14 protein-coding genes are annotated in these 17,852 nt (G+C 70.9%); 8 read left to right on the top strand and 6 right to left on the bottom strand.

The features are described 5' to 3' along the window. Positions 1 to 8: 8 nt before the first annotated feature. From CIK81_RS13755 to CIK81_RS13765, 3 genes are read right to left on the bottom strand one after another with little or no spacing between them, the layout of a single operon-like run. Positions 9 to 650, bottom strand: coding sequence for a response regulator transcription factor (locus CIK81_RS13755; RefSeq protein WP_096165031.1), 642 nt, complete (start codon positions 648 to 650; stop codon positions 9 to 11). Continuing rightward, complete coding sequence (locus tag CIK81_RS13760; RefSeq protein ID WP_096165033.1) at positions 647 to 1,816, bottom strand: sensor histidine kinase; 1,170 nt, start codon at positions 1,814 to 1,816, stop codon at positions 647 to 649. The genes CIK81_RS13755 and CIK81_RS13760 overlap by 4 nt, the downstream gene beginning before the upstream one ends. 56 nt (positions 1,817 to 1,872) lie before the next feature. Continuing rightward, entirely contained in the window at positions 1,873 to 2,382 is a 510-nt protein-coding gene (locus tag CIK81_RS13765; protein ID WP_096165035.1) for a hypothetical protein, read from the bottom strand. A 262-nt stretch (positions 2,383 to 2,644) separates the two neighbouring features. Here CIK81_RS13765 and CIK81_RS13770 point away from each other — a divergent pair, with 262 nt between their 5' ends. The 5 genes from CIK81_RS13770 (at position 2,645) to CIK81_RS13790 (ending at position 7,847) form a co-directional block, all read left to right on the top strand. Further along, positions 2,645 to 4,318 (top strand): ABC-F family ATP-binding cassette domain-containing protein, encoded by a 1,674-nt coding sequence (locus CIK81_RS13770; RefSeq protein ID WP_096165038.1) that lies wholly within the window; start codon positions 2,645 to 2,647, stop codon positions 4,316 to 4,318. Positions 4,319 to 4,449: 131 nt separating this feature from the next. Further along, positions 4,450 to 5,466, top strand: a complete 1,017-nt coding sequence (locus tag CIK81_RS13775; RefSeq protein WP_158542047.1) for a methionine ABC transporter ATP-binding protein — start codon at positions 4,450 to 4,452, stop codon at positions 5,464 to 5,466. Continuing rightward, positions 5,466 to 6,158 carry a methionine ABC transporter permease gene (locus tag CIK81_RS13780; protein ID WP_096165042.1) on the top strand — a complete coding sequence of 231 codons (693 nt, stop codon included), beginning with the start codon at positions 5,466 to 5,468 and terminating at the stop codon, positions 6,156 to 6,158. Before CIK81_RS13775 ends, CIK81_RS13780 begins: the two co-directional genes overlap by 1 nt. Positions 6,159 to 6,190: 32 nt before the next feature. After that, positions 6,191 to 7,045 (top strand): MetQ/NlpA family ABC transporter substrate-binding protein, encoded by an 855-nt coding sequence (locus tag CIK81_RS13785; protein ID WP_096165044.1) that lies wholly within the window; start codon positions 6,191 to 6,193, stop codon positions 7,043 to 7,045. Positions 7,046 to 7,058: 13 nt separating this feature from the next. Beyond that, positions 7,059 to 7,847, top strand: a complete 789-nt coding sequence (locus CIK81_RS13790; RefSeq protein WP_096165046.1) for an SDR family NAD(P)-dependent oxidoreductase — start codon at positions 7,059 to 7,061, stop codon at positions 7,845 to 7,847. A gap of 8 nt (positions 7,848 to 7,855) precedes the next feature. Here CIK81_RS13790 and CIK81_RS13795 read toward each other — a convergent pair whose 3' ends face one another. Together CIK81_RS13795 and CIK81_RS13800 are read right to left on the bottom strand one after the other, a co-directional pair. Beyond that, on the bottom strand, positions 7,856 to 9,970 hold the full coding sequence (locus CIK81_RS13795) for a S9 family peptidase (protein ID WP_096165051.1): 2,115 nt from the start codon (positions 9,968 to 9,970) through the stop codon (positions 7,856 to 7,858). An 87-nt stretch (positions 9,971 to 10,057) separates the two neighbouring features. Beyond that, positions 10,058 to 12,220: a prolyl oligopeptidase family serine peptidase gene (locus tag CIK81_RS13800; RefSeq protein ID WP_158542049.1), complete on the bottom strand. Its 2,163-nt coding sequence runs from the start codon at positions 12,218 to 12,220 to the stop codon at positions 10,058 to 10,060. A gap of 622 nt (positions 12,221 to 12,842) precedes the next feature. Here CIK81_RS13800 and CIK81_RS13805 point away from each other — a divergent pair. Then, positions 12,843 to 13,799 carry a helix-turn-helix transcriptional regulator gene (locus CIK81_RS13805; protein ID WP_241964175.1) on the top strand — a complete coding sequence of 319 codons (957 nt, stop codon included), beginning with the start codon at positions 12,843 to 12,845 and terminating at the stop codon, positions 13,797 to 13,799. A gap of 43 nt (positions 13,800 to 13,842) precedes the next feature. Here CIK81_RS13805 and CIK81_RS13810 read toward each other — a convergent pair whose 3' ends face one another. Continuing rightward, positions 13,843 to 14,904, bottom strand: coding sequence for an ROK family transcriptional regulator (locus tag CIK81_RS13810; RefSeq protein WP_096196904.1), 1,062 nt, complete (start codon positions 14,902 to 14,904; stop codon positions 13,843 to 13,845). Between the two features lie 188 nt (positions 14,905 to 15,092). On the opposite strand from CIK81_RS13810, the gene CIK81_RS13815 reads away from it, so the two are divergent. Both CIK81_RS13815 and CIK81_RS13820 read left to right on the top strand, forming a co-directional pair. Further along, on the top strand, positions 15,093 to 16,787 hold the full coding sequence (locus CIK81_RS13815) for an ABC transporter substrate-binding protein (protein WP_096165056.1): 1,695 nt from the start codon (positions 15,093 to 15,095) through the stop codon (positions 16,785 to 16,787). Positions 16,788 to 16,862: 75 nt separating this feature from the next. After that, positions 16,863 to 17,849, top strand: coding sequence for an ABC transporter permease (locus tag CIK81_RS13820; protein ID WP_096165059.1), 987 nt, complete (start codon positions 16,863 to 16,865; stop codon positions 17,847 to 17,849). The last annotated feature ends 3 nt before the right edge of the window (positions 17,850 to 17,852 follow it).

The following is a 17,852-nucleotide window of genomic DNA, read 5'->3' on the forward strand; positions in this document are numbered from 1 at the left end:
GGTCCTGCTCAGATCCAGCCCTGGCGCCTGGCGAGGGCGACCGCCTCGTGCCGGTTCGCGGCCTGCAGCTTCGCCTGGGCGCTGGAGAGGTAGTTGCGCACCGTGCCCTCGGCGAGGTGCGCGCGGCGGGCGATCTGCTCGATCGCGGCACCGTCCGCCGCGTACTCGAGCACGTCGGACTCCCGCGGCGTGAGCGGGGAGTCCCCGGAGGAGATCGTCTCCGCCGCGAGCTCCGGATCGATCGCCCGCCGCCCGGACGCCACGGAGCGCACCGCACGGGCCAGCTGATCCGCCGACGTCGTCTTGGGCAGGAAGCCCAGCACGCCCTGGGCCAGCGCCCGCTTGAGGTACCCGGGGCGGGAATGCGAGGTGACGAGGAGGCAGCGGGTGGCCGGGGAGACCTCCGCGATCCGGGCGGCGAGCTCGAGCCCGTCCCCGTCGGGCAGCTGGAGGTCGAGCACCGCGACGTCGGGCTGCGCGGACCGCGCGAGGCGCACGCCGTCGGTGACCGTCGCCGCCTCCCCGCGCACGTCGAGGTCGTCCTCGAGGGAGAGCATCGTGGCCAGCGCCGAACGGATCAGGTTCTCGTCGTCGACGAGGATCACGCGCAGCGGGGCCGAGGCGGCAGCGTCGGCGGGATCAGGAGTCATCGGTCGCCTCCCAGGGCATCGAAGCGGACATCGAGGGTGAAGGTGCCGCTCTCGCGGTGGATGCTCAGGGCGGAGCCTGCGCCGAGCCGCTCCCGCATCCCGATCAGCCCGCTGCCCTCGAGGACCTCGTCGGGCCCGGGGGAGCCGTCGTTGACCAGGGTGACACCGCCCGGTGAGAGGGTGATCGTCACGGCCGACGGATCGGCATGGCGCAGGATGTTGGTGCCGCCCTCGCGCAGCACCCAGGCCGCGGTGCCGGCGTGCCGTACCGGGACGTCGTCGGCCTCACCGTGGATCGTGACCTCCGCGTGGGCGGAGCGCAGCAGGGAGGCGGTGCCGCGCAGCTCGGTGGCCAGATCCGCCTCCCGATAGCCGCGCACCAGGGCCCGGATCTCGGAGAGGGAGGTGCGGGCGATCTGGGCGACCTCGCGCCCGTGGTCCACGGCCCGCGGATCCTCGCGCTCGGCGAGCTGCGCCACCAGCTCGGCCTTCACGGCGATCACCGAGAGGTCCCGGCCGGTCACGTCGTGCAGGTCGCGGGCGAAGCGCAGCCGCTCCTCGGCCACCGCGAGCTGGGCCTGGGCCTCGCGGGCGTCGTCGAGCTCCTGCACCATCGCGGCCAGCCACAGGGACAGCCGGATCGAGAGCACCGCGGCGAGCACGATCGCTCCGCAGGAGATCGCCAGCGGGACGGAGTGCTGCAGCAGGGCGGTCGCCACGGCGAAGACGGCAACGCCCGCGATGCCGATCTCCCACCGCCAGCGGAAGGCGGCCGTGGTGGTGAGTGTCGACAGGGAGATGACCAGGGGGAGAGCATCCGCGTCGCCGATCAGGGTCAGCCCGCCGATGAGGACCGCGGGCACGAGGGCGGCCAGCAGGATCGGGTCCACGGGGAGACGGCCCACCCGGCGGATCCCCCAGCGGTCCCGGCCGGGGGAGGCCTCCGCCGCGGCCCACGCCTCCAGGGAGCGCCAGCCCGACCATGCGCCGAGGGCGATCTGCACGATGAGGAGGACGGTGGCGGCCGGTTGGACGGCCAGCAGCGCAGGGATCTTCGTGCCGTGGAACAGGGCGATGCCCAGCGGGAGCAGCACCAGCACGAGGACGACGGACCATGCCGTGTACGCGTAGAAGACGCGCCACTGGCGGCCGAGGGTGGTGTCCACGTCAGTCCTCTCATGATCGCCCAACGGATGGACGGCCTGGTGGGGAGCCTATCGGCTCAGATGATCGCCGCGAGGAACAGGCTGCCGAAGATGCCGAAGGCGATCCCCCAGGCGATGATCGAGATGCCCATCCACAGGTACACCTTGCCGCGGGCGGCACCGAGGGCCACCAGCGCAGGGCCGGACAGCTGGGAGGCGACGACGAACGGGCCCAGCAGGCACACGCCCGGCACCCCGTACTTCTCGAGCGCCGTGGCGACCTTCTGCCGGAACCGCGAGGGCTGGGCGTCGCCCTCCGTCGCCCCCGTGCGCCGGCTGCGGCCAGCGGTGACCGCGTCACGGGCGCGACCGGACAGGGCGATGGCGGCGAAGGTCGCGAGCAGGTTCCCGGCCACGGCCGCGGGGATCGCGATCGCCGGGTGGATGCCGAGAGAGGAGCCGAGGAAGCTGCCGAGATAGGACTCGATGAACGGGATCGCGCCGGCCGGGACGAGGGCGAGCACCTGCTGCCATGGTTCGAGGCCGGAGACGAGGGTGTGGAGCTGGGCGAGGAGGTCCTGGAACATGAGGGGTCCTTCCGAGGTGTGGTGGCCGCGCTTCTGTCGTGGCGTGCCTGTCGTGGCCTGCGTGGCGTCCGAGGCTTGGTTGATGCCTCTACTGTCCGTCGGCGGGGCTGCTGCCAGTAGAGCTCCCTCTCACCGGCATCGATGGGTCCGTCACCGGCCACCCATGAGAAATGTCAGGGGTGCGCGGCGACGGGGGCGCCGAGCGGGCCGCGGCGTCGAGTATTCAGCTGACTCCACAGCTCTTCTGGGTCACCCTGAGGACATGGCACACCTCGACATCGCCGGCATCGACTACACGCTGGCCGACGGCAGACCCCTGCTGAGCGACGTCTCCTTCCGAGTAGGCGAGGGCGCGCGGGTGGCGCTCATCGGGGCCAACGGTGCCGGCAAGACCACTCTGCTGCGCCTCATCACCGGCGACCTGACCCCGGATTCGGGGGCCATCACGCAGGACGGGACGCTCGGGATCATGCGACAGTTCCTCGCCGGCGGCACGGTGCGGGAGCTGCTCCTGTCGGTCTCGCCTCCGACGCTTCGCCGCGCGGCCGCCGCCGTCGATCGCTCCGAACAGGCGATGGTGCACAGCGATTCGACGGCCGCGCAGATGGACTACGCGGCCGCGCTCGCCGGCTGGGGCGAGGCCGGAGGCTACGAGGCCGAGGTGCTGTGGGACGTCTGCACGATGGCCGCGCTCGGAGAGACGTTCGAGGGCTGCCGGGACCGTCCCGTGCCGTCGCTCTCCGGCGGAGAGCAGAAGCGCCTCGCGCTGGAGGCCCTGCTGCGCGGGCCCGACGAGATGCTGCTGCTGGACGAGCCGGACAACTTCCTCGACGTGCCCGGCAAACGCTGGCTCGAGGAGCGTCTGTTCGAGTCCGACAAGAACGTGCTGTTCGTCAGTCACGACCGCGAGCTGCTGGCCCGCACCGCGACCGCCGTCGTCACCCTCGAGCTGGGGGCTGCAGGGAACACCGCCTGGACGCACCCGGGCGGGTTCGCGAGCTACCAGCAGGCCCGCGAGAAGCGGTTCGAACGGCTGGACGAGCTGCGCCGGCGGTGGGACGAGGAACATGCGAAGCTGCGTGCCCTGGTGCAGATGTACAAGCAGAAGGCCGCTTACAACTCGGACATGACGTCGCGCTATCGGGCCGCGCAGACCCGCCTGGCCCGCTTCGAGGACGCCGGGCCGCCCGAGCAGCAGCCGCGGGAGCAGAAGCTCGCCATGCGCCTGCGGGGCGGACGCACCGGCAAGCGCGCGGTGGTGTGCCAGGACCTCGAACTGGTCGACCTCATGCTCCCCTTCAACCTCGAGGTGCGCTTCGGCGATCGCGTGGCCGTGCTCGGCTCCAACGGCTCTGGCAAGTCGCACTTCCTGCGCCTGCTCGCCGCCGGCGGCAGCGATCCCGAGCCCGAGCATCTCCCGGTCTCCGACGTGCCGATCGAACCGGTGGAGCACACGGGTACGGCCCGGCTCGGAGCGCGCGTACGCCCGGGATGGTTCGCCCAGACCCACGGTCGGGCCGACCTCGCGGGACGGACCCTGCTGGACATCCTGCACCGCGGGGACGAGCACCGTGCCGGCAGGCCGCGTGAGGAGGCCGCCCGGGTGCTGGCCCGCTACGAGCTCGCCCGCGCCGCCGAGCAGACCTTCGACTCGCTCTCCGGCGGGCAGCAGGCGAGGTTCCAGATCCTCCTGCTCGAGCTGGGCGGGGCGAGTCTGCTGCTGCTCGACGAGCCCACCGACAACCTCGACCTCGAATCGGCCGACGCCCTCCAGCAGGCTCTGGCCACCTTCGAGGGGACGGTCATCGCCGTCACCCACGACCGCTGGTTCGTGCGTGATGTCGACCGGTTCCTGGTGTTCGGCGCCGACGCCGAGGTGTACGAGTCCGACGTGCCCGTCTGGGACGAGACGCGGGTCCAGCGCGTCCGCGGCTGAGGAGAGAGTCCTGAGGGGAGAACCCCGCAGGAGTGATCCCGTCCACACACCCCGCACCTGGCCTGTGACGTTTGTTTCTCCGGATGAACAAGTTCTCCGGGCAGGGCGGGGCGGGGTGCTTGACTTCGGGGGTGATCACTCTCGATGGCCTCACGAAGGTCTTTCCCGCACCCGGCGGGGGAGACCCCGTCGTCGCGCTCGGCGGGATCGACCTCCACCTCGAACCGGGGCGCGTGCACGGCATCGTCGGCCGCTCCGGCGCCGGCAAGTCGACGCTCATCCGCTGCCTGACGGGGCTCGAGAAGCCCACGACCGGGCGGGTCGAGGTGGACGGCACCGACGTGGCCGCGCTCGAGGGCAAGGAGCTGCGCGCCGCGCGCCGCAACATCGGCATGGTGTTCCAGCACGCGAACCTGCTGGACTCCCGCACCGCCGCCCAGAACATCGCCCATCCGCTCGAGATCGCCGGGGTGCCCCGCGCCGAGCGCGAGCGCCGCGTCGCCGAGCTGGTCGAGCTCGTGGGGCTGAGCGGGCGCGAGCACAACCATCCCGCCCAGCTCTCCGGCGGCCAGATCCAGCGTGTGGGCATCGCCCGCGGCCTGGCCGCGGAGCCCAAGGTGCTGCTGTGCGACGAGCCCACCAGCGCGCTCGACGGCTCCACCACCCAGCAGATCCTCGATCTCATCGCCGATCTGCGGGAACGTCTCGGGATCACGGTCGTGATCATCACCCACGAGATGGGTGTGGTGCGCGAGGTCTGCGACACCGTGACCCTGCTGGAGAACGGCCGTGTGGCCCAGACCGGGACCCTGCTCGAGGTGGCGGGGGATCCGCAGGGTCCGCTGTCCGGCGAGCTGATCCCGCTGCCGCCGGCCCCCACCGGCATCGATGCGGTGCTCGTGAACTGCGACTACGGGCAGACGGGCTGCTTCCGCACCAACGAGGACCTGGTGCAGCTGGCCGCCGAGCACGGCGCTCACGCGAGCATCGTCGCCGGGATCATCGAGACCATCAGCGGCCGCCAGGTGGGCCGGGTCCAGCTCGCCCTGCAGAACCATTCCGGTGAGCCCATCAGCCGGGAGGGCCTCGCCGCCTTCCTGCACGAGCTCGACGCCGAGGGCGTCGTCGCCAAGGAGGTGACCACGTGATGGAGTGGCTCCAGAACCCGGTCTTCTCGACCTGGGATCCCAACACCAGTCTGTGGTCGAACGCCCTGATCACGCTCTACATGACCGCCGGCACGATGCTGTTCGCGACCCTGGTGGGCCTGCCCTTGGGTGTGCTGCTGTTCGAGACGGAGAAGGCCCACGGGTCGCTGGCCCGCTGGGTCAACCGCGTCGTCGGCTTCATCGTCAACGTCGGCCGCTCGTTCCCGTTCATCATCCTGATCATCGCGCTGATCCCCGTGACCCGCTTCGTCGTGGGCCGCGTGACCGGGCCGAACGCCGCGATGTTCGCGCTCACGGTCTCCGCGATCCCGTTCCTCGCCCGCCTCATCGAGATCAACCTGCGCGAGATCTCCGCCGGCAAGATCGAGGCCACCCAGATGATGGGCGCCTCGCGCTGGCAGGTGATCCGGCAGGTGCTCCTGCCCGAGGCGCTGCCCGGCATCATCGGCTCGCTGACCACCACCACCATCACCGTCATCGGCTACACGGCCATGGCCGGGGTGGTGGGCGGCAAGGGCCTCGGCGACCTCGCGACCCGCATGGGCTACCAGAGCTACGACAACGTCGTGATGGTCGCGACCGTCGTACTGCTGGTGGTCATGGTCATCGTCATCCAGGCCTTCGGCACCTTCCTCGGCAAGGCCGTCGACCACCGCGCCCGCCAGTCCTGACCCGTTCCCGTCTGCACCCCTAGGAGATCCCCATGTCCGTCAGCTCTGCGTTCCCCCGCCGCACCCTGTTCGCCCTGTCCGGCACCGGCCTCGGCGCCCTCGCCCTGGCCGCCTGCGGCGCCGGCGGCCCCGAGGGACCCGAGGAGGAGGACGGCGTCACCACCATCGAGGTGGGCGCCTCGCCCTCCCCGCACGGTGACATCCTCCAGTTCGTGCAGGACAACCTCGCGGCCGACGCCGGGCTCTCCCTGAACATCACGCCGTACACCGACTACCAGCTCCCGAACACGGCGCTGAACGACGGCGACCTCGACGCGAACTTCTACCAGACCCCGAACTTCCTGGAGTCCCAGGTGGAGGAGAAGGGCTACGAGTTCCACGGCTTCGACGGCGTGCACATCGAGCCCATGGGTCTGTACTCCGAGACCATCACGAGCCTGGACGAGCTGGAGGACGGCGACGAGATCGCGATCTCGAACGATCCCGCCAACCGCGGGCGCGGCCTGAGCCTGCTCGCCGACAACGACGTGATCACCCTCGCCGAGGGCGTGGACCCGGTCGACGTGACCACCGGCGACATCGAGGACAACCCCAAGAACCTCACGTTCACCGAGATCGAGGCCGCGCAGATCCCGCGCACGCTCTCCGACTTCGCCGCGGGCGTCGTCAACGGCAACTACGCGCTCGAGGCCGGGCTCAAGCCCTCCGAGGAGGCCATCGTGCTCGAGCAGGGCGAGGACAGCCCGTACTCGAACATGCTGGTGTGCCGCGAGGCGGACAAGGACAACGCCGGCATCGTGAAGCTCGACGAGCTGCTGCACAGCGACGAGGTCAAGGCGTTCATCGAGGAGACGTACACCGACGGCTCGGTCATCCCCGCCTTCTGAGTAGCCTGGGGCGATGACCCTCCCTGAGCCCCCGGAGTCCTCCAGCCGCCCGCTGTCCGGCCGTCGTGCCCTGATCACAGGCGCGAGCCGTGGGATCGGGGCGGACATCGCCCGGGCCTTCGCGGCCGCCGGCGCGGATCTCGTGCTCACCGCACGGGACGCCTCCGCCCTGGAGGAGCCCGCCGGGCGCCTGGCGAGCGAGCACGGGGTCCGCATCGCGGTGCTCGCGGCGGACCTCGCCGCTCCCGAGGTGCCGGACCGTCTCTGGGGCGACGCCGCAACGCTGCTCGGCGGGCTCGACGTGCTCGTCAACAACGCCGGCATCTCCCATCCGGAGACGGTCGACCAGCTGGACAGCGCGCACTTCGACGAGACCCTGCGGGTGAACCTGCGTGCTCCCGCCCTGCTCGCCGCACGGGCGGGAGCGGCGATGGCCGCAGCGGGCGGCGGCGCGATCATCACGATCGCCTCCGCCGCCGCACTGCGCCCCCTGGCCGAGCACTACGCCTACAGCACCGCCAAGGCCGGCCTGGTGATGGCCACCCGCACCCTCGCTCTCGAGCTGGGGCCGCAGGGTGTGCGCGCCAACTCGATCTGCCCCACCGTCGTGCTCACCGACATGGGGCAGAGGGTGTGGGGCGACCAGCCGGACAAGGCCGCCCCGATGCTCGCCCGCATCCCGCAGTCCCGCTTCGCGCAGCCCCATGAGGTCTCCGACGTCGCCGTCTGGCTCGCGTCCGATGCCGCCTCGATGGTCAGCGGCACGGAGATCCCGGTCGACGGCGGCTACCTGATCAGCTGATCAGTCGATCAGCTGATCAGCTCTGTCGCCCCGAGCTGGTCGAGCAGCCAGGCCAGCTCGTCGGCCCGCTGCTCCCACTTGCGGTACCGGCCGGAGCGGCCGCCGTGGCCGGCGACCATCTCGCAGCGGAACAGGATGGGCCGCTCGGTCTGGTCGCTGGTGACGGTCTCGCGCAGTCGCGCCACCCATTTGGCGGGCTCGACGAAGAACACGCGGGTGTCGTTGAGCGAGGTCGAGGCGAAGATCGCCGGGTAGTCCACCGCGCGCACGTTCTCGTACGGGGTGTACTCCTTCATGTACTCGTAGACCTCGGGATCGTGCAGCGGGTCGCCCCACTCCTCCCACTCGCCGACGGTCAGCGGCAGCGAGGGATCCAGGATCGTGGTCAGCGCATCGACGAAGGGCACCCCGGCGATGACCGCCCGGAAGCGCTCGGGGGCGAGATTCGTGATCCCGCCCATGAGCAGGCCGCCCGCGCTGCGGCCCTCGGCCGAGAGACGCCCCGCAGCGACCAGGCCCGAGTCGGTCAGGTGCGCCGCGGCGGCCACGAAGTCGCTGAAGGAGTTCTTCTTCTCCAGCATCTTCCCGTGGTCGTACCAGTCGCGCCCCATCTCGCCGCCGCCGCGCACATGCGCGATCGCGATGACCACGCCGCGGTCCAGCAGGGACAGCCGGGTGGGCACGAACGACGGGTCGATCGACATCTCGTAGGAGCCGTAGCCGTACAGGTAGCCGGGCGCCGTGCCGTCGGTCGCGACCTCGCGGCGGGCGACCACGCTGAGCGGGATCGCGGTGCCGTCCTCGGCGGTGGCCCATTCGCGTCGCTCGACGTACAGCGACGGGTCGTAGTGCGGCACCGGCGTGACGCGCAGGACGGTGGTCTCCCCGCCGGCGACGTCCCGCTCGGCGACCGTGGTCGGGGTGAGCATGCTGGTGAGCTGGTACCTCACGGTGCTCTGCTCCCAGTTCGGGTTGGTGTCGAGCTCGACGGTGTCCAGCTCTCCGCCGTGGGTGAGGTCGACGGCCTGCTCGATCAGCAGGGATCCGTCCGCCGCACGGGGGATGATCCGCACGCTCGCGAGTCCAGCGCTGCGCAGCTCGAGGGCGACGAAGGAGGCGAAGGCCTCGACCGCGAGCAGACGCTCGCCCTCGCCCGCGACCAGCAGGTCGCGCCAGATGGACGGCTCCTCGAAGCTCGCCTCGGCGAGGGCGAAGCCGGTCGCGCCGTCGTTGTGGACCACCAGCAGGCGGTCCCCGGCGTGCTCGACCCCGTAGTCGACGCCCTCGCGGCGGCCGCCGGCGGGCACGGGGGCCGACGTCGGCTCCGCGAGGTCCAGCAGCCAGGCCTCGGTGGTGGAGGTGGAACCGGCCTGGATCACCAGGGTGGAGCCGTCGCGGGAACGGTCGAAGCCGATCATGAAGCGCTCGTCGGGCTCCTCGATCACGAGCTCGTCGGTCTCGGCGGGTGCCCCGATGCGGTGGCGCCAGATCTGGTGCTGCCGCCAGGCGTCGTCCACCCGGGCGTAGAACAGCCACTGCTGATCGGTGGAGAAGGCGAGGCCGTAGCCGGTGTCGGTGACCGTCTCGTCGAGGACCTCCCCGGAGGCGATGTCCTTCACCACGAGGGTGAAGCGCTCGTCCCCGGCGGTGTCCACGGCGTAGGCGAGCAGGGTGTGGTCGGGGGAGGGCGCGAGCCCGCCCAGGGAGTAGAACTCGGCGCCGGCGGCCTCGGCCTGGGCGTCCAGCAGCATCTGCTCGCCCTCGAGCAGCACGCCCGGCTCGACCTGCGGCAGCGCGCCGGCATCGGCCACGCGGGTGAAGGCGGGGTAGTCGTCGCCCGCGGTGGTGCGGGTGATGTACCACCAGCCGTCGCGGCGCACCGGCACGCTGAGGTCGGTCTCCTGGGTGTGGCCGACGAACTCCGTCACCAGAGTGCTGCGCAGCTCCGTGAGATGCGCGGTGCGGGCGTCGGCGTAGGCGTTCTCCGCCTCGAGGTGGGAGATCACCTCGGGATCGGTCTTGTCGCGCATCCACTCGTACGGGTCCACGACGGTGTCGCCGTGGACGGTGCGCTCGGTGGGGCGGTGCGGAGGCTGGGGTGCGGCGGTGCCGGAAGTCGTCATGGGTGGAGCGTATCGGCCGGGCATCCGTCGATCCCGAGCGGAGTGCGGGAGACGGCGGCGTCGTCGGCGCCGCCTCCCGCGGTCCTCTCAGCCGTCGGCCACGGAGGCGCCGAGCTGGTCGAGCAGCCAGGCCATCGCCTCGACCTGCACCCCGACGCCGCCGTCCTGCAGGTCCGCGAGACAGCGCAGCAGCACGGGGCGGGCCTCGGGGTCCGAGGTGACCGTCGCCCGCAGCTGGGAGATCCAGACGGCCGCCTCCCCGAACGGGACGTCGGTGCCGTCGCGAGCGGTCCAGGCGTACACCGCGGGATACTCCTCGGCCCGGATGTTCTCCGCCGGGCTGTAGTCCCGCAGGCACCGGTAGGCGGCCTCGTCGCCGGCGGGATCCCCCCATTCCATCCACTCCTCGAGGGTGAGCATCACCTCGGGGTCCAGGAGGCTCTCGAGCGGGTCCGCCTGCGGGGCCCCGGCCACGACGGCGCGGAACAGGCCCGGGGCGAGGTTCGTGCTCGCCGCCACCAGGAGGCCCCCGGCGCCGATCCCCGCGGCGCCGAGCCGCTCGGGGGAGACCAGGCCCGTGGAGACGAGATGGTTCCCGGCGGCCACGAAGTCGTCGAACGAGGTGGCCTTCGCGAGGTGGCGGCCCGCGCGATGCCAGGTGCTCCCCATCTCGCCGCCGCCGCGCACATGGGCGATCGCGACCACGAGGCCGCGGTCCGCGAGGGCGAGCGCGGCAGGGTCCACCGACGGATCCAGCGAGACGCCGAAGGCGCCTTCGCCGTAGAGGAGTCCCGGCGCCGTGCCATCGGCCAGGACGTCCCGACGCGACAGGAGGGAGATCGGGATCCGCGTCCCGTCCGGTGAGGTCGCCCAGACGCGCTGCTCGCGGTACCGCTCCGGAGCGTGCCCCGGCATCTCGTCCTGATGCAGCACTGTCGTCTCCCCGGTGACGACGTCGATCCGTGCGACCGTGAACGGGGTGATCAGGCTCTCCAGGCGATAGCGGAGGGAGGTCTGGGTCCAGGAGGGATTGACGTCGAGGCGGACAGCGTCGAGCGGGCCGCCGTGGCCGAGCCGGCGCACGGCGCGGACATCGAGGCTGCCGTCCGTCCGTCGAGGGATGACCCGCACCCCGGGAAGACCGTCGGCGCGCACCTGGAGCGCGATGAAGCCCGCGAAGGCCTCGGCCGACTCGGCGACGACGGATCCCGTGCTGTCGCCCTGCCTCGCCTCGAGGACCGTGGTGACGTCGGAGGCGTCGCCCGTCCAGTCCAACGGTGCTTCGCCGAGCAGCATCCGCGCCGTGGGGTCCTGCGGGAGCACCAGCAGGCGGTCCCCGGCGTGCTCGACCTGGCATCGCGACCGGCCGCGGCCGGTCGTCACGCGCCGCGGGGGCGCCGTGGGATCGTCCAGCGAGAGCATCCACGTGGTCGCGGTGCGTGGTGCCGTCGAACGGACCACGAGCGTCGAGGCGTCCCGTGAACGACTGATCTCGACGGAGGCCCACTGATCGGGCTCCTCGAGCAGCAGGACGTCCTCGGCACCGGCCTCGCCGATGCGATGCGCCCGCAGCTGATGGCTGCGGCCGATGTCGTCCAGACGGGTGTAGAGCAGCCACCGGGAATCCGTGGAGAGGAACGACTCCGGGCCGGCCCCGTGCACGGCGCGATCCAGGATCTCCCCACCGGGGAGGTCGAACACCGTGAGGTCACAGCCGTTCGGGGTCGCGTCGGCACGGACGAGCCGGTCCTGCCGCAGGGAGAGGGTGACGCCGACGACGCCTCGATGATTCGTGAGGACCGACTGCTCCCGCGGGGACGACGCCTCGGTGCCGACAGCAGGAGCAGTGCCGATACCGCCGTCGACGTCGAGCTCGTGCATTCGGGACAGCTCGATGGTCCCCTCGGCGGGACGTTCGATGTACCACCAGCCGTCGTGGAGGACGGGGACCGCCGCGGCTGTCCCGGAGCGCCGCGGGAGCACCTCGCGGGTGAGGACGGCGCGGAGGCGCTCGAGGCCCGCTGTGCGGCGAGCGGTGTAGGCGTTCTCCGCTTCCGCGTGGGAGATGGTGCGGGGGTCGAACGGGTCGCGCAGCCAGCGGTAACCGGTCACGACGTTCTCGCCGTGAACAGTGCGCTCCCGCGGTCGTCGTGGGGCGTGAGGGGCGTCGGGTCGGCTCGTGGAGCCGGTGGACCTCGGCTGCCCGGACGGCGAGACGTTCCCGGGTGCGGCGAGAGTTTTCAGAGTCATGGTTCGGCTTTCGTGTCGTGATGCTCCGGAGGCCGCGCCGACCGTCGGGCACGGGGTGGGGAGCATTGAGCGAGGGAGGGGCGGTGCGCGATCGGGGCGGTGCGAGCGAGTGGTGCCGTCTGCGCAGGTCGACGTCGGCGTTGACGGCGATGCGCGGACAGCGGTGCGGAGGGGGCGGGGAGGGGGACCGCGTCAACCCTCCGGCGGATCCTTGTCCAGCGGGAAGCGTCCTCTGAGCGACGTGCTGCGGGGGAAAGGCGATTCGCGGCACCGACGATCACGGTCGGTGAGGGGCAGGGCGCGCCGCTGTTCCGGAGGAGCGCTCATCGCAGGGTGAGGGGTCGACATGCTGCTCGCTGCTCCTTGCCCGGGTCTCGTCATCGGGTAGTGCCGGCCGGGCGGGGCGTCGGGCAATATGTCCGATTGCCTCCCCCGGTATTGTGATGGACGTTACCCTTGGTGTTTTACAGGTATGGGAAAAGTCGTGAACGGCGAGGTCCGGCACTCCGGGGTGCGGCGCATGGAGGGGACCTGAAGGGACTTGAGGGGATGTGAGCACGCACCGGTACCGGCTTCGCTGCCTCGTCCCTCGTGCCCGCGGTGGGTGTGAGGTGAGCGGGACGTGATCCCGGAGGGGGACGAAGGGGAGTTCGCGCGGACGCTCCGCGCGGAGATCGAGCGCAGCGGACTCTCGCTAACGCAAATCTCCCAGCGTCTGCGCGCACGCGGACGCCCGGTGAGCGTCGCCACGCTCAGCAATTGGCAGTCCGCCCGGAGCATCCCCGGCAGCGAGTCCTCCCTCGGGGTGGTCGCTGCCCTCGAGGACCTGCTGGGCTTCGCCCCCGACTCCTTCGCCGACCTCATCGGATCGCCTCGTCTGACCGGACGTGCCGTGCGGGGCACCAGGTTCGTGGGCCGCCGCGGCAGCAAGGAGGTCTTCCGCGACGCGCTCACCGCGCTGGGGTTCGGGTCCTCGGAGAGATACGCCCACGAGCGGGTCTTCCACCAGCTCGCGATCATCGACTCCTCGCAGGACATCCAGCAGTTCACCTCGCGGATCACCGTGCGCGCGCTGGAGTCCGGAGTGTGCAGGCTCCCCGCGGTGCACGTGCTCGACGAGTCCGAGCCCAATGTGGCGCCGAACTACGTCGCACTCGAGGGCTGCACGGTGGGCCGCCAGGTGGCCTGGCCCGAGCGTCGCACCTACGGTGTGGAGTTCCTGATCGACGGCATCCTGAACGCCGGGCAGGTCGCGAGCTTCGCTTACCGCGTGGAGATGCATGCCAAGGCCCGCGACGTGGCGGGCACCTTCTACTCCCTGGCTCGTCGCGCGCACGACGTGCTGCTGGAGGCCGAGTTCCGCGGTGCCGAGAAGCCGCTGTACTACGAGCGGTATCGGCGCACCGAGGTCGCCGAATCCGTCGTCCCGGTGCGTCTGGACCAGCGTGATCGCGTCCAGCTGGTCGAGTCGCGGTTCGGACCGGGGTCCTTCGGGCTGCGCTGGGTCTGGGGCGACCCGGACGACGACGATGACCAGGGCGACCTGGACGGCTGGGACGAGATCGACTCCGCGTCCTGAGGGTCCTGAGGGGAGTGGGCCGACAGTGCGCGCGCTTCGACGCTCAGGCCTGCCCGGCCTCCAGGAACGTCTGCAGCGCGAGCACGGCGGCCCCGACAGCGCACGGATGGGGCTGGACCTGCGAGACCACCACGTGCGCGCCGGGGTCGTCGCCGAAGCACTGCCGGGCGGCGTCGAGGTAGATCGCCGGGGCGGCCTGCACGGGACTGCCCGCCAGCACCAGGGTGTCCAGCCCGACGGCGCTGCTGAGGTGCGCGGCGACGCGGACCAGGGGGAGTGCGGCCACCATGACGGCCTCGGCAGCGGCCTCGTCCCCCTGCGTGGCGGTCAGGGCGGTGCGGGTGAGGTCGGCGATCCCGGTCGGGGCGACGGCGAGGTGCAGGCATCCGCGTCGACCGCAAGAGCACTCCGGGCCGCGGGGATCCAGGGTCATGTGGTTCAGGGGCCGGCCGCTGTCGGGCCGGAAGGGGGCGCCGTCCAGCAGCAGCGCGAGGGCGATGCTCGAGCCCAGATGCAGGGTCCCGGAGAGCCCGGATCCGGCCTGCTCCCCGCTCCAGAAGCTGCCCAGCGCCGCGCAGGCCGCCTCGGTCCCGCGCACGGCGCGCACGTCGAGCGCCAGGGTGAGCTGCTGCAGCGCGTCGGCCACCTCGGCGGGAAGGTCGCTCGGCACGGCGAACCCGATCCCGGTCACGGCCCCGAGCTCATCGCCCGGAGCGATGATCGCCAGGCCTTCGCGCAGCACCTCGGCGACCTCGGAGGGGTCCGCGGGATCGGCGAGCGGGAGCACTGCTCGGGAGCGCAGCGCGCCGGTGGTGTCGACGGCGACCAGGGAGAGGCGGTCCTCGTCGAGCGTGCAGCCCAACGCTCGCCGGGCGGAGTCGTCGACTCGCAGGAGGGTGGCCCGCTTGCCGCCGGTGGAGCGGGCGTAGCCGCTCTCCCGGAGCAGCCCGGCCGACAGCAGCCGCTTCACGGAATTGGTGACGGTGGCGGCGGTGACGCCCAGCTCGCGAGCGACCTCGACGCGCGTGGTCTCGGTGCGGCGGCGCACGAATTCGAGCACCGCGGAGTCCATCGCGGAGGGTCGTCCGGCGCCCGCTCTGCTCATGCCATCCCCCTCGCCTGTCCTGGATCGTGACCTATCTGGGACCTCCCCGAGGGGGTGCGGCCTCTTGACGGAGAGTCGCGCTCTTTGCACACTGAGGCTACTTCATTAAGTCAATGAAGTAAGAAGGGGCGGGCCGCTCGGTCCTTGTCCCCGACGCACGCGACGTCGCGTGGACTAGGAGAGCAAAGATGCACCTGAAGCGCCGTGACCTGTACAAGCTTGCCGCCGTCGGCACCGTTCCGGTCGCCCTGGCCGCCTGTGGCCAGAGCTCGAACCTCGAGGCCAAGGGCGGCGGCGATGGTGAGTCCCGCCCCATTCTCACCACCAACGCCACCGAGGCCACGCTCACGCGGAACCTCAACCCGCACTCGCCGTCGGTGATCCCGATGGTCCAGGGCCTCATCTACGAGACGCTCTTCTACTTCAACCCGCTCGAGGCGATCGACCAGGACCCCGCACCCCAGCTCGGCGAGAGCTACGAGTGGAACGAGGACGGCACCGTCCTCACGGTCGCCGTGCGCCAGGGCGTGACCTGGGCAGACGGTGAACCCTTCACAGCGGCCGACGTCGCCTTCACCTTCAACAAGATCCGTGACACCGAGGCGCTGAACGCCGGCGGCACCGCGCCGTCGGCCGAGGCCACCGACGAGTCGACCGTCGAGATCACGTACGAGAACGCGTCGTTCCTCGAGGGCCCGAACGCTCTGGCCCGCACCTGGATCATCCCCGAGCACCTCTTCGCGGACGTCGACGACCTCGCCACCTACGCGAACGAGGATCCGGTGGGCACCGGCCCGTTCCAGCTCGACGACTTCACCCCGGAGTCCTACCTGCTGCTGGCCAACGAGAGCTACTGGGAGGAGGGGCGGCCGGGGATCGGCGGAGTCCGCGCGATCACCACCTCCGGCAACCAGTCGGCGACGGACCAGTGGCTCGCCGGGGACATCGACTACATGTCCGCCGCGATCCCGAACCTCGCCGAGCACGTGGAGAAGAACCCCGACCTGGCGTTCACCAACACCGGCATCTCGCAGGCGGCCCTGTTCGCCTCCTCGAACCCCGACCTGGGCTGCGAGGGGCCGCAGACCGACGTCGCCGTGCGCAAGGCCCTCTACTACGGGATGGATCGCGAACAGCTCTCCAAGCTGGCCTTCTTCGACCTGGGCACCGACATCTCGCCCTCCTTCGCCCTGCCCGAGCGCGACGCGGACTTCATCGATCCGTCGATCGACGTCGCCCCATGGAACGCGCAGCCCGACAAGGCCAAGCAAGTGCTCGAGGACGCCGGCTACGAGCTGGGCGACGACGGCGTCTACGCCAAGGGTGACGAGCGCGTCTCCATGACGGTCTCCTGCCCCACGGGCTGGTCCGACTTCGTCACCGCGCTGGACACGCTCGCCCAGCAGTACAAGGAGGTCGGCATCGAGCTGATCCCGCAGCAGGTCAGCGTCAACGAGTGGAACGACGCGAAGGCCAAGGGCACGTACCAGCTGGTCATCGACTCCGTCGGTCAGGGACCTGCGCCGGACCCGTACTACCCGTACCTCAACCAGTTCTCCACCCGGAACACGGTGCCCGTCGGCGAGAACGGCAACCCGTACGAGAACATCACCCGCTTCTCGGACCCCGATGTCGACGCGGCGCTCGAGGCCGCCGCGGCGACCGACGATCCCGAGGTGAAGAAGGAGCACTACTTCGTGATCCAGCAGCGCCTGGTCGAGGTCATGCCCGCCATCCCGCTGCTCATCGGCTCGAGCCTCACGGAGTACAACACCTCCCGCGCCACCGGATGGCCCACCGAGGACGACCTGTACGCGTACCCGATGTCCTGGTCCGCGCCGGACAACGCCATGGTCCTCAAGGCCGTCACGCCCGTCGAGTGATCCCGGGGTGCCGCGCCGCTGCGTCGGCGGCGCGGCACCTCCCTGCTCCAGACGGCGACGAAAGGACGGACGACGGTGCATCTCCTGCGCAAGCTCGGGTTCTACCTGGTGGCCCTCTGGGCCGCGGTGACCCTCAACTTCTTCATCCCGCGGCTGCTCCCCGGCAGCCCGGTCGATGCGGTGCTCGCGAAGCTGGCCCTGCGCGGCCCGGTGGATCCGGGCACCCGCCGCGCCATCGAGATCATGCTCGGGGCCGACGACGACACCCCGATGATCCAGCAGTACTTCGCGTACCTCGGCGGCCTGTTCACGGGAGACCTCGGCATCTCGGTGACCTACTTCCCGACGCCGGTCACCCAGATCATCGCGCAGTCGCTGCCCTGGACCCTGGTGCTGGTGGGCCTCGCGACCACGATCACCTTCGTGATCGGCATGGTGCTGGGCACGTTCGCCGGCTGGAAGCGCGGGACCTGGTTGGACTCGCTCATCCCCGCCACCACGATCCTGCAGGCGGTGCCCTACTTCTGGCTCGCGCTGCTGTTCATCTACGTGCTCGCCGTGAACCTCGACCTGTTCCCGATCTCGGGCGGCTACAACCCGTCGATGGTGCGGCCCGCCTTCGACTATCCGTTCCTCTCCAACGCCGTCTACTACGGCTTCCTGCCCGCGCTGACGATCGTGCTGTCCTCCCTGGGCGGCTGGCTGCTGGGGATGCGCAACATGATGGTGTCCACGCTCAGCGAGGACTACATCCTCACCGCGGAGGCCAAGGGCCTCAGCCCCCGCCGGATCATGGTCATGTACGCCGCGCGCAATGCGATGCTGCCCAGCGTCTCGGGCTTCGCGATCTCGCTCGGCTTCGTGGTCTCGGGCTCGATCATCGTCGAATCCGTCTTCTCGTACCCCGGCATCGGATTCACCATGCTGCAGGCGGTCAACAACAACGACTTCGCGCTCATGCAGGGGCTCTTCCTGATCATCACGGTCTCCGTGCTCGCCGCGAACCTCGTGGTGGACCTGCTGTACGGCGTCATCGACCCCCGCACCCGGGCGCGGGGCTGAGGA

It is taken from the genome of Brachybacterium sp. JB7, from assembly GCF_003335205.1.
GTDB classification, from domain to species: domain Bacteria; phylum Actinomycetota; class Actinomycetes; order Actinomycetales; family Dermabacteraceae; genus Brachybacterium; species Brachybacterium alimentarium.